Below are 12,214 nucleotides of genomic sequence, written 5' to 3'. Positions count from 1 at the left end.
GATAAAAGTGACTAAAAATTGTGTAAAAACGAACAACAATATTCCCATCAGAAAATTTTAACATGATGCTTACTAGAATGACAGTGCTTCCGACCACTTACCATTTTTTAAAAGGAAAGTTTTTTCTGTGACTGTAAACAATAAAACGGATGAAGCTTTGATAAACTTCATATCGTTTGGAGGAGAGATATAGATGGCAACAAGAAAATCAGTTGACGAATATTTGCAGCGTTGTACACAAGCAATCGATTACGCACGGGAGCAATATCAAACTGGTGCACAGCAGGAACATTATAATGAAATAGAGTATACGAAAGCACTTCAAGAGCTTGAGAATGCTGTAAACGATATTAATCACCTTTCATTAAGTGCCAATGATCAACAACAGGACCAGCTCTATCGCATGAGACTTCAGTTACAAGATTTACAAAATCAGATGATCTTAAAAGGGAGTGGCGAGCGATGAAGAAACGGTCAAAACAAAATAATCCCGAGCAAAAAACGAAAAATGGCGTGAATAACAATGATCTTGAAATTGGTCAAGATTTTGACGCTGTTAAAGAAGTAAAGGCGAAAAATGCAAAAAAAGGACAGCCAATTAAGTCAAAACAAAGAGTTGATTGAACTACCCCTTCCTCAAAAATTCTACCAAATTTTTGAGGAAGGGGATTCCTAAAAGGACATACTAAGTGACTTAGTAGACCATTGCCCGTTTAACTAGGCAATGGTTTTTCTACTTTCCTTCTTAGACAAACCTGTTTCCACCAAGTCTGGAAGAACCCCTGGAGGAAAAAGATCACTCATCGAGTAATGCTTGCTAGGAATAGAAAGTTCTATCTGATACAAACAATGGGTATGTACGTCAGATAGGCATCTTGAAACCCACTTCCATTGCACCCAATGATGGAGACCTACTATTTTCTCCGGTAGTAGGGAATGCAACACTGGTGGAAGCTTTTCTTTGAATCCCATTGCTCTTCTCGCAATGACATAAGAAGCTGCTTGGTGAATACTTATACCAAATCGCTTCACATGTATTTGATTTTACCGATTTGACTTGTGTAGGTCGGATTGACTTCGAATACAGCCACACTCATCTTGTTCGCACGGTTTTTTATGGCTGAAATAAGCTTACGGTAAGCAAACATAGACATTTTCTTATTCGCCTTTTTATTCCCGTATGGATGTGATACTTTCGATTTCGTTGTATTTAACTTTTCAATCACGATTGGTTTATTGAGTTTACCAGCTAAATCTACTAATCGTATCGCTTCTGCTTCAATCATTTTTGTTGCTTGACCCGAAGATTTCCCCTCTAAATCGAACTCAAATACACCCGATTTAATCAGTTGACCCTTCATATTCAGGTTAGACCATGCGATGTGGTCCACATTCAAATCCACACCAACTACACCATCAGATTTACTGTGGTTTATGTTTTCCTCTTCAGGAATATCCAAGATGCATTTAAAAAGATAATAATCACCGTGATCCTCAACAGACCAAGCACTTGCATTTCCATGATCCTTTTTCAAGTTAGATGGCATACTTACTTGTGATTGAATGACTTTTTCAACGTTTTCTTGCCCATAAGGAAAGACAAGATTCGGTATTTCAACTGCCACACCGTTTAGAGTGGTGAAATGGAGATTTCTTGTTTCTGAAACATACGCAAAGACAAAATTTCCATATTTTGCGTCCTTACGACCACTAATCGTCATTTTACTGTAACGAGATTGTTCCCAATCCTCTACCCAAAGTTTATGGTTATTTCTATAATGGTTTAAGGTGTGCTGTCCTTTGAACAGTTTTTCACCACCAAAAACCACACTTTTTTCACTATTTTTTAACGTTTTAAGTTGTTTTTGAAGTCGATCTAAACGGAATTCTAATCGACCTAATAGGTTCTTAAGAGATTTTATTTGGACATCTAAATAGTGATGTTCAAATTGATATGCGTGATAGTAAATATCCGTTTTCTCTTTGAACTCCACAACAAAAAAGTTCCCTTTTTGTTGTTCACGGGAGGTTTTATTGAAGGATGGCTTTCCTTTGATGAACGAGTGTTTGATTTTTGTTAGAGTAGTTAATCTACTTTTTGTCGTTTTGCTTTTCTTTTTTACGGATTTGATTTGTTCTTCTTTCGTAGAAATGTACATTTTCTTAAGTTCACTTTGAGAGGACCTGTAAAGTAGGTCCTTTTTATTTTTCATAAAAAACATTTGACAAATTAAGCGATGGATACTATTGTATTAACTGTATTAATTGGATTGATACACATAATACAAAAGGTAATATGTGAATGGAAAGCAAGAGGGAGAAAAGATAAATCCCAGCTGAAGAAAGCCTTGCTTTATATGAGAAAAATATGACGTTGACCTAAATGGGGAAGAATATAGGAGGAGAATTCATGATTGAAGTACAAGAATTAAGTCATTCCTTTAAGGTAGGAAAAAAGGGGAATGAAAATGAAATACCGGTTTTAAAAAATATTTCCTTAAAGATCAAGAAAGGAGAAATTGCTTCAATTGTTGGACGGAGTGGCTCGGGGAAATCGACTTTACTTAATTTGATTTCTGGTTATATTTCGCCAACAGCTGGTGAAATCATCATTAAAGATACAAATGTTACAGTCTATAATGAAAAAAAGTGGGCCAAGTTTCGTCTAGACAATTTTGGCTTCATTTTTCAGAGCTTTCAATTGATCCCAAGTTTAACTACGTTTGAAAATATTGAGTTGCCACTTACATTAAAAGGGATTGATTCGGCTGCGCGGAAGAAACAAGTCATGGAGCTTTTACAAAGCGTTGGTCTACAAAATCATGCAGACCATTACCCAAACGAGCTATCAGGTGGACAGCAGCAACGTGTAAGTATTGCTCGTGCGCTTATTACAAAGCCAAGTATTATCCTAGCAGATGAGCCAACAGGCAGTCTTGATTCTGAAACAGAGAAAGAGATTTTAGATCTGATCAAACAGTTAAACAAGGAACAAGGAATTACCTTTTTTATTATTACACATGATGAAGAAGTAGCGAAAATAAGTAATCATCAGTTTCAATTACAAGATGGTGTGTTAATAGAAGGTGGTGTTTCGGTTGAAGTTTAAAGACCAACTATTATTAATGAGAAAAAATATGAAAAAAAATCGTTTACGTGTATTTATGACGATTTTAGCAACAACGATGGCATGCGCATTCTTAATCGTTTTAGCTTCTGTAGGATTTGGGATCCAAAAAAGTATGACGGAAGAAATAAAATCACAACAGATTATTACGGAAGTCAATGTTCAGGCGAAGGAAAGTAATGGTAAAGTAGAAGCGATCAAAAAGGAAAACCTTGATGAGCTTGCGGAGACAGATAATGTAACTGCTGTTGTCCGTCGTAATTCAATCGATATGCCTGTAGAAGTAACATTCGAGGATCGTAAAGGTGAAGTTTATCCTACGATTACGAATATGGAAGAAGAGCTGAAAGGGAATTTAGCATTGGAAAAAGGTGAAGTTCCTAAGTCGGAAAATGAAGTCATCGTTGGCTATCATTTTGCAAAGCTCCTATTAACAAAAGAAGAGAATGAGAAGTATCAAAAAGAAATGGAATCATCTGATGGTCCAATTGAAGAACCTGCTGGCTATAAGGGAGATCTTGTTGGAAAAGAAATTAACATGACGATTTTGAAGGATGTTGATGGGAAGGAAGAAAAGAAATCATATACCTTTAAAATATCTGGAGTAGGGAAAGCACCATCAAGAGACTGGTTTCGAGATCAAAGTATTTACATTAACGACTCTCTTAGAGATGAAATCCTTACGTTTGTAAGTACTGACGAAAATGAATCAGTAACTGATAATCCTTATAGTCAAGTATTCGTTTATGCATCGGGATTAGAGCATGTAGCACAAGTAACTGATGATTTAAAAGAAAAAGGCTATATGGTCTATTCGATAACAGAGGAATTAGATAGTGTAAACTTATTTTTTAATGTATTTAAGGCAGGATTAATCTTCGTTGGTACGATAGCAGTTGTGATCGCCTCGATTGGGATTTTCAATACAATGACAATGGCTGTAACAGAACGAACACAAGAAATTGGTATTATGAAGGCATTAGGTGCACAACCAGGTGTCATCCGCCGCTTGTTCCTAATGGAAAGTGCATATATCGGCATCGTTGGATCGGTATTGGGCGTTGCGATATCCTATGTCATCAGTTATGCAGCAAACATGCTTCTACCGATTATTTTAAATTCTGCGACTGGTAATGAAGGTGAAATTGATTTTACATTCTCTTATATACCAGTCAGTCTTGTTCTAATCTCTGCAGCAATTAGTATTGGGGTTGCGATCATTTCAGGATTACGCCCAGCTGTGAAAGCAACGAATATTAATGTGTTATCAGCTTTGAGAAGAGAATTATAGGAACACCCGAGAGGACTGCTAATTTAGCAGTCCTTTTTTACGATCGATATCTTTGTATTTTGGGATGGTATAATAATGATTCCGGCTAATATATCATTTTCCAGGTACGAGCAAATGAAAGAGGTGAATGGTAGTGATAGAGATTCGCTTATCAAAAAAAAATGATTTTGAGCAACTTATAGATCTAGACCATCGAATCTGGAGTCCAAATATAACGCCAGGGACGATCAAATGGAACTCGGTGAATGAATTTGCCATCAGAAATCCTGAAGGGAGTCAAGTTGTTGCACTTGTTGATGGAGAAGTAGTTGGCTATTTAGGATTTCAATCTCCTACACCATTAGGAACAAATCAACACGTAAAGGAAATTGATATCGCTGTTGATCCAAGATTTCAAGCTAGAGGTATAGGGAAACAGTTAATCGAAAAAGGAAAGACAATTGCAAAGGAAAAGGGGCTTCGTAAGTTATCTTTACGTGTTTTGGCGACAAATAAAGGGGCTATCGAATTTTACAAAAAATGCGGATTTATTGAGCAAGGTAAACTGATTAATGAATTTCTTATTGGTGGAAAATACGTAGATGATTATCTTATGTACATGCTGTTAAATTAATGGCTAAGCTTTGTTGGAAAAGTCAGTAAATTCCTATTTTTAAAACATTACAGAACGTCTACTTTCAAGATTGCAATTCATAAAAAAAGCGGCTAAAATTCTCAAGGGAAACGATAAAGAAAAACGTCACGGAAGCATCGATGCATGAAGTAGCTGTCCGTGATTTTTTAATTATATCTATACTTTGAGGAGGGTGAATATGCCACGATCTCTATGGTTGCTCGTTATTGGGACAGTGATCAATGTAATGGCCGCATCATTTTTGTGGCCGATAAATACGATCTATATTCATGAACACCTAGGCAAAACGTTAACTGTTGCAGGAATTGTACTCATGCTGAATGCTGCTGCTACAGTTGTTGGTAATCTTGTCGGAGGCGTTTTGTTTGATAGAATTGGCGGGTTTAAATCAATTATCTTAGGAATTGTTATTACACTTGTATCTGTTGTGACACTTATGTTTTTCCATGGATGGCCAATCTATATTTATTTACTAATTTTTATCGGTTTTGGTTCAGGTATTGTTTTTCCAGCTACATATGCACTTGCGGGTACTGTTTGGCCTGAAGGTGGGAGAAAAGCATTTAATGTGATTTATGTTGCACAAAATGTTGGTGTAGCTGTTGGAGCTTCATTAGGTGGAATCGTTGCTTCAATTTCTTTTCAATATAGTTTTGTTGCGAACGCAGTTTTCTATGTTGTCTTTTTTATCATTGCACTCCTTGGTTACCGAAATATTGATGCTAGAAAAGCAAGTCATGCATCTATTTTAAATCAAAACACTGGCACTAAAAGTTCACGAAAATTTACTGCACTTGCTATTTTATGCATTGGTTATTTATTATGTTGGGTTGGATATGCCCAATGGCCTTCAACAATTGCCTCACATACACAGAATTTAAACATCCCTTTAAATCAATATAGCGTTTTATGGACTGTGAATGGTGCTCTTATTTTATGCGCTCAACCACTTATTACTCAATTTGTAAAGTACGTAGCGAAAACGTTAAAACAGCAAATGATTGTTGGGTTTATTTTGTTAATTGTTTCGTTTGTTGTTACTGCGTTTGCAGAACAATTTAGCGGGTTTTTAATAGCGATGATCATCTTAACATTTGGTGAAATGCTCGTTTGGCCTGCAGTACCAACGGTCGCAGATGATTTAGCTCCAAATGGGAGACAGGGCTTTTATCAAGGTTTTGTTAATAGTGCGGCAACAGGGGGAAAAATGATTGGTCCTCTTCTAGGTGGGATTATTGCTGACTATTATCATATGAATTACCTTTTTATGATTATTATTAGTCTATTAACCATCGGAATTTTTACAACACTTATCTATGATAGAAAGCTAAAGTATCCTGCTAAAACTGAAGAAATAACTGTTCATTCATAAAACAGGGCTGAATAAGTGGGGACAGTCCCCGCTATGTTAAAATATCAGAATTTTCAGTTATTCGATTTAGATGTATGTAATGTTATTCTTGACATATATATTGTTATAGGATTCGCACTAACTAGCATTGGAGGACAACTTGTAGAAGGTAAAGAGCTTCGAACGTTTATAGGGAGGGGAATACATGCTAAGTATGATTGGATTAATTGGTGGTTTAGCTCTATTAATTTGGTTAACGATGAGGGGTATGAACCTATTAGTAGCTGGTCCGCTCTGTGCATTATTTGTAGCTATCTTCAGTGGCTTGCCGCTTTTTCCACAGCTAGTCGGGGAAGGTGAGGCAAATCTAGTAGGGAACTATATGAGCGGATTTTCTGGATTTATTGGTTCTTGGTACTTAATGTTCTTACTAGGTGCCATTTTCGGAAAAGTCATGGAGGATAGCGGAGCTGCTGATAGTGTGTCAAAATGGATCGTTGAAAAGCTTGGTATGAAGCAAGCTGTGCTAGCAATCGTGTTTTCCTGTGCAGTTTTAACGTATGGTGGAGTTAGTTTATTTGTTGTGGCGTTCTCTGTCTATCCGATGGCGATTAGTTTATTTAGGCAAGCTGATTTGCCACGGCGTTTTATTCCTGCAGCACTAGCATTTGGTTCGGTTACGTTTACGATGACATCTGCAGGTTCACCAGAAATTCAAAACTGGATTCCGATTGAATATTTAGGTACAACTCCATACGCTGGTTGGGAAGTAAGCTTAATTGTTGCTGTGTTTATGATGGTTTTCGGCTATTGGTGGTTAAGAAGAATGATTACAAAAGCTGTTGCAAGAGGAGAAAGGTTTATTGCTCGTGACAATGATCCCGAAAATGAAGACAAGGCGCTTCCAAATCCATGGACAGGGTTAATCCCACTGTTGGTTGTCTTAATTATCTCGTTTATTTTCCATGATTCCTTACAGCAATCCGCCTTAATTATTGCTTTACTAGGTGGTGTCATTGCAACATATTTATTAAACCGTAAATACTTTCGCTCGTTTTGGAATGCTGTTTCAGAAGGGACAACAGGTGCACTAATTGCCCTCGGAAACACCGCAGCAGTTGTTGGGTTTGGTGGTGTTGCAAAAGCTGTACCAGCATTTGAGGCAGCTGTAACTGCAATGACTAATATTCCAGGTAGCCCGTTAATCGGTGGTGCTATCGCTGTAAGTGTGATTGCAGGGATGACAGGATCGTCGTCTGGTGGTCAGGCAATTGCATTACCACTTTTAGCCCCACACTACATGGATATGGGTGTAAATACTGAAGCATTGCACCGCGTTGTTTCGATTTCCTCTGGTGCACTAGATTCCTTACCACATAATGGATATGTTGTAACAACAGTTCGTGCAATTTGTGGTGAAACACATAAGGATGCCTATAATGCAGTTGGTGCACTAACTGTTATTGTTCCTGCAATAGGGGTGGTTATAGCGATTATTCTATTTTCATTTGGTCTAGGAATATAGGAAAAGAGGTTGATGAATGTGGTGCAAAATCAAGTTGTACTAATAACAGGTGCGGCCCGAGGAATTGGATTTGAATTAGCAAGGGCTTTCGCCAAAGAGGGTGCAAAGGTTGTTTTAACAGATTTGAATGAGGAGCAAGTAGTAGAAAGTGCAAAAGAATTAAATGATGCAGGTTTTCATGCAATTGGCTTAAAATGTGATGTTACACAAGAACAAGAGATCATTGACGTTATTAAGCATATAAAAGAAGAGTATGGCCGGATAGATACACTAATTAATAATGCAGGCTTACAGCATGTTGCGCATATTGAAGAATTCCCAACAGAAAAATATGAATTGCTAATAAAGGTGATGCTTGTAGCACCGTTTATGACAATAAAGTATGTACTTCCGATTATGAAAAAACAGCAATTTGGGCGAATTTTAAATATTTCCTCAATAAATGGGTTAATTGGCTTTGCAGGAAAAGCAGCCTATAATAGCGCAAAGCATGGAGTGATTGGCTTAACAAAAGTAGCTGCTTTAGAGGCAGCTGATTATGGTATTAATGTAAACGCTTTATGCCCAGGCTATGTGGATACACCGCTTGTTCGTAATCAATTTAAAGACCTAGCAAAAACAAGAAATATTTCCATTGAAAATGTACTTGAAGAAGTTCTTTATCCACTCATACCACAAAAAAGGTTGCTATCCGTAAGTGAAGTTGCAGACTATGCACTCTTTTTAGCAAGTGAAAAAGCGAAAGGAGTAACAGGTCAGGCTGTTGTAATGGATGGAGGATATACGGTTCAGTAAATAAGACTTCCATCAGTGGGGGGGGCCTTCATCCCCCACTGATGGTTAGTTCGCACTTATCGGACCTTTACGGGCAGTTCATCTTCCACCTATCTTCTTTGTACACTCGAGAAGCATGAGGTTGGAGTCTTACTGCCCGTTAAGAGTGGGATAAATGGTAGATTAGGTAAAGTCGTTGAAGAGAAGTTGCCGGTGATTTTCGTTTTATTCTATAAGAGTTGAAGTTCGTTCTCAAATTTGTTATGTACGAACTTGCATATCCCGACAAATTTATATAAAATAGTCTTAATAATGTATACGAAATGAACGGAGAGAAGGAATAGTAATCTGTAAAAAATTGTTCAGAGAGTTGACGGGTGGTGTGAGTCAACCGATTTTTACTGATGAACTCGCCTTTTAGTTACAAATGTGAAAGCCTCGTTAAGAGTGTAGTAATATTTGTCGTCTATCCACGTTACGGATGTCAAAGTGGGCATATTGCTATGCCAAAGTTGGGTGGTACCACGGGAATTAAACCTCTCGTCCCTGTTGGGATGGGGGGTTTTTCGTATTTTTTGTATAAAAAGATAGCACCGTAAACATGTCAAGCATGAGAAAAATGTAACTAACTTTGATCCGTTCAACCGATTCATAAGATAAACAAACAATAGTACAAGCTTATAAGGAGGAAAACAGATGAGCTTCAATCACCAAGAGATTGAGAAAAAGTGGCAAGACTTCTGGTTACATAATAAAACATTTAAAACAACAGAGGATACGAACAAGCCGAAATTTTATGCGCTAGACATGTTCCCTTATCCGTCAGGTGCTGGTTTACATGTTGGGCATCCAGAGGGATATACTGCTACAGATATATTATCCCGTATGAAGCGTATGCAAGGCTTTAACGTTCTTCATCCAATGGGGTGGGATGCTTTCGGTTTGCCTGCAGAGCAATATGCACTTGATACAGGTAACGATCCTGCAATATTTACAGAACAAAACATCAATAACTTTAGAAGACAAATTCAAGCTCTAGGATTTTCATATGATTGGGATCGTGAAATCAATACAACAGATCCTGATTACTATAAATGGACACAATGGATCTTTTTACAATTATTTGACAAAGGTTTGGCTTATATCGACGAGGTGCCGGTAAACTGGTGTCCTGCATTAGGGACAGTTTTAGCGAATGAAGAAGTCATTGATGGAAAAAGTGAGCGTGGCGGGCATCCAGTAGAACGTCGTCCAATGAAACAATGGATGCTTAAAATTACCGCATATGCTGATCGATTACTTGAAGATCTTGAAGATGTTGATTGGCCTGAGAGCATTAAAGATATGCAGCGTAACTGGATTGGACGCTCTGAAGGGGCACATGTAACATTTGAAATCGATGGGCACGATGAAACCTTTACTGTCTTTACGACACGTCCTGATACATTGTTCGGAGCGACGTATGCAGTATTAGCACCAGAGCATGCTTATATTGAAAAAATCACAACTGCTGAGCAAAAAGAAGCAGTGGATGCTTATATTAATGAAATAAAACATAAGAGTGATCTTGAACGTACTGAGCTTTCAAAAGAAAAAACAGGTGTGTTCACAGGTGCTTATGCAATTAATCCAGTAAACGGTGAGAAAATGCCAATTTGGATTGCTGATTATGTTCTTGCTACATATGGTACTGGAGCAATTATGGCGGTTCCTGCCCATGATGAACGTGATTATGAGTTCGCTCAAAAATTTGAACTTCCTATTAAAGAGGTTGTGAGCGGTGGAGATGTAACGAAAGAACCATACACAGGTGACGGTGAACACGTAAACTCTGACTTTTTAAATGGTCTAGGTAAGCAAGAAGCGATTGAAAAAATGATTGCATGGCTTGAAGAAAGTAATAAAGGGGAAAAGAAGGTAACATACCGTCTACGTGACTGGTTATTTAGCCGCCAACGCTATTGGGGAGAGCCGATTCCAATTATTCACTGGGAAGATGGGACAATGTCTGCTGTTCCTGAAGAAGAGCTTCCTCTTGTTTTACCGAAAACAACGGAAATCAAGCCATCGGGTACAGGTGAATCACCACTTGCGATTATTGAAGATTTCGTGAATGTTGTGGACCCTGTAACAGGTAAAAAAGGCCGTCGTGAAACGAATACAATGCCACAATGGGCAGGAAGCTGCTGGTACTATTTACGTTATATCGATCCGGAAAATAGTGAGGCACTTGCTGATGACGCAAAATTAAAGCAATGGTTACCTGTGGATATTTATATTGGTGGAGCAGAGCATGCTGTTCTTCACTTATTGTATGCGCGTTTCTGGCACAAATTTTTATATGATATCGGTGTTGTACCAACGAAAGAACCGTTCCAAAAGTTATTTAACCAAGGAATGATTCTCGGCGAAAATAATGAAAAAATGAGTAAGTCTAAAGGGAATGTTGTAAATCCAGATGAAATTGTTGAATCACATGGTGCAGATACACTTCGCCTATATGAAATGTTCATGGGACCTTTAGAGGCATCAATCGCGTGGTCTACAACTGGACTCGATGGGGCAAGAAGATTTTTGGATCGAATCTGGCGCTTGTTCATCGAAGACAATGGTGAGTTAAGCCCGAAAGTCGTCGCTGAAGCAAGTGAAGGTCTTGAGCGTGTTTACCACCAAACTGTCAAAAAGGTAACAGAGGACCTTGAAGGTTTACGCTTTAATACTGCGATATCTCAACTGATGGTCTTCATTAATGAAGCATATAAAGCGACAGTCCTTCCTAAAGAATATGTAGAAGGTTTTGTGAAACTAGTGTCTCCAATCGCTCCTCACCTAGCTGAAGAGTTATGGAGCAAGCTTGGTCATGAAACAACAATTACGTATGAGTCATGGCCTGCATTCGACGAAGCAAAGCTTGTTGAAAACGAAGTTGAAATTGTCGTTCAAGTAAATGGAAAAGTACGCGCGAAACTTCTTGTTGCAAAAGATGTAACAAAAGAACAGCTAGAGCAAATTGCGCTTGAAGACGATCGAGTAATTGAGCATGTTGAAGGAAAGACAATTCGCAAGGTAATTGCCGTACCTGGCAAGCTTGTTAACATTGTTGCAAATTAATTGAAAGAAACCCGACTTGTAAGAGTGTAGTCCTTACAAGCCGGGTTTTTTTGTCGTTTAGCGTAACTATAAAATTCTTGTCTTATTTTTAGCTTATATGGATAAATTACCATTTATGGTGACAGTATATCAATAAATACGTAGTCATACGAGGAGGGTCTCATTGAAATCTCGTATCCCGATTCCTTTAATGAAATTGCTTAAGGATAAGCAGGCTGAAAAATTAAAAGAACAATATGTAAATAAATATCAGTCGGAAACTGAAACGTCTAGCCAAGGCCAAAGCAAAGATCAAGCTCAAAGTGAAGAACAAGGCCAAAGCAAAGATCAAGCTCAAAGCGAAGAACAAGGCCAAAGCAAAGATCAAGCTCAAAGCGAAGAACAAGGCCAAAGCAAAGATC

The 12,214-nt window shown here is 38.0% G+C and carries 12 protein-coding genes and 1 other annotated feature; of the genes, 10 read left to right on the top strand and 2 right to left on the bottom strand.

Features of this window, described 5'->3' with window-relative positions; genetic code table 11:
- The first annotated feature begins 193 nt into the window (after nucleotides 1-193).
- Entirely contained in the window at nucleotides 194-466 is a 273-nt protein-coding gene (locus K9V48_RS18580) for a YtzC family protein (protein ID WP_224140667.1), read from the top strand.
- Nucleotides 463-624: a glycogen biosynthesis protein GlgD gene (locus K9V48_RS18575; protein ID WP_224140666.1), complete on the top strand. Its 162-nt coding sequence runs from the start codon at nucleotides 463-465 to the stop codon at nucleotides 622-624. Before K9V48_RS18580 ends, K9V48_RS18575 begins: the two co-directional genes overlap by 4 nt.
- Nucleotides 625-717: 93 nt before the next feature.
- On the opposite strand, the gene K9V48_RS18570 is transcribed toward K9V48_RS18575, so the two are convergent.
- Together K9V48_RS18570 and K9V48_RS18565 are read right to left on the bottom strand one after the other, a co-directional pair.
- On the bottom strand, nucleotides 718-1,032 hold the full coding sequence (locus K9V48_RS18570; protein ID WP_224140665.1) for a hypothetical protein: 315 nt from the start codon (nucleotides 1,030-1,032) through the stop codon (nucleotides 718-720).
- Nucleotides 1,029-2,159, bottom strand: coding sequence for an IS200/IS605 family accessory protein TnpB-related protein (locus K9V48_RS18565; RefSeq protein ID WP_224140664.1), 1,131 nt, complete (start codon nucleotides 2,157-2,159; stop codon nucleotides 1,029-1,031). Before K9V48_RS18565 ends, K9V48_RS18570 begins: the two co-directional genes overlap by 4 nt.
- 251 nt (nucleotides 2,160-2,410) lie before the next feature.
- Here K9V48_RS18565 and K9V48_RS18560 point away from each other — a divergent pair, with 251 nt between their 5' ends.
- The 8 genes from K9V48_RS18560 to K9V48_RS18525 all read left to right on the top strand — a co-directional run.
- The gene (locus K9V48_RS18560; RefSeq protein ID WP_224140663.1) at nucleotides 2,411-3,109 is read left to right on the top strand and encodes an ABC transporter ATP-binding protein; all 699 of its coding nucleotides are present in this window, start codon (nucleotides 2,411-2,413) and stop codon (nucleotides 3,107-3,109) included.
- Entirely contained in the window at nucleotides 3,099-4,418 is a 1,320-nt protein-coding gene (locus K9V48_RS18555; RefSeq protein ID WP_224140662.1) for an ABC transporter permease, read from the top strand. The genes K9V48_RS18560 and K9V48_RS18555 overlap by 11 nt, the downstream gene beginning before the upstream one ends.
- Nucleotides 4,419-4,551: 133 nt before the next feature.
- The gene (locus K9V48_RS18550; protein ID WP_251525027.1) at nucleotides 4,552-5,031 is read left to right on the top strand and encodes a GNAT family N-acetyltransferase; all 480 of its coding nucleotides are present in this window, start codon (nucleotides 4,552-4,554) and stop codon (nucleotides 5,029-5,031) included.
- Nucleotides 5,032-5,230: 199 nt separating this feature from the next.
- Entirely contained in the window at nucleotides 5,231-6,424 is a 1,194-nt protein-coding gene (locus tag K9V48_RS18545; RefSeq protein ID WP_224140660.1) for an MDR family MFS transporter, read from the top strand.
- A gap of 184 nt (nucleotides 6,425-6,608) precedes the next feature.
- A complete protein-coding gene (locus K9V48_RS18540) occupies nucleotides 6,609-7,928 on the top strand; it encodes a GntP family permease (protein ID WP_224140659.1) in 1,320 nt (439 codons plus the stop codon).
- Nucleotides 7,929-7,946: 18 nt separating this feature from the next.
- Complete coding sequence (locus tag K9V48_RS18535; protein WP_224140658.1) at nucleotides 7,947-8,723, top strand: 3-hydroxybutyrate dehydrogenase; 777 nt, start codon at nucleotides 7,947-7,949, stop codon at nucleotides 8,721-8,723.
- A gap of 300 nt (nucleotides 8,724-9,023) precedes the next feature.
- Nucleotides 9,024-9,253: a binding site (T-box leader), on the top strand.
- Between the two features lie 145 nt (nucleotides 9,254-9,398).
- Nucleotides 9,399-11,813, top strand: a complete 2,415-nt coding sequence (leuS, locus tag K9V48_RS18530; RefSeq protein ID WP_224140657.1) for a leucine--tRNA ligase — start codon at nucleotides 9,399-9,401, stop codon at nucleotides 11,811-11,813.
- Nucleotides 11,814-11,976: 163 nt separating this feature from the next.
- The coding region (locus tag K9V48_RS18525) for a hypothetical protein (protein WP_224140656.1) at nucleotides 11,977-12,214 on the top strand (238 nt) is incomplete at its 3' end.

It is taken from the genome of Metabacillus rhizolycopersici (assembly GCF_020075705.1).
The sequence above is the reverse complement of the archived record's forward strand: the minus strand, read 5'-3'. Positions and strand labels throughout refer to the sequence as shown.

Excerpts from the sequence above, each read along its gene's own strand:
- K9V48_RS18580 (WP_224140667.1), top strand. The coding sequence starts at position 194 with ATGGCAACAAGAAAATCAGTTGACGAATATTTGCAGCGTTGTACACAA.
- K9V48_RS18575 (WP_224140666.1), top strand. The coding sequence starts at position 463 with ATGAAGAAACGGTCAAAACAAAATAATCCCGAGCAAAAAACGAAAAAT.
- K9V48_RS18565 (WP_224140664.1), bottom strand. The coding sequence starts at position 2,159 with ATGTACATTTCTACGAAAGAAGAACAAATCAAATCCGTAAAAAAGAAA.
- K9V48_RS18560 (WP_224140663.1), top strand. The coding sequence starts at position 2,411 with ATGATTGAAGTACAAGAATTAAGTCATTCCTTTAAGGTAGGAAAAAAG.
- K9V48_RS18545 (WP_224140660.1), top strand. The coding sequence starts at position 5,231 with ATGCCACGATCTCTATGGTTGCTCGTTATTGGGACAGTGATCAATGTA.
- K9V48_RS18540 (WP_224140659.1), top strand. The coding sequence starts at position 6,609 with ATGCTAAGTATGATTGGATTAATTGGTGGTTTAGCTCTATTAATTTGG.
- leuS (WP_224140657.1), top strand. The coding sequence starts at position 9,399 with ATGAGCTTCAATCACCAAGAGATTGAGAAAAAGTGGCAAGACTTCTGG.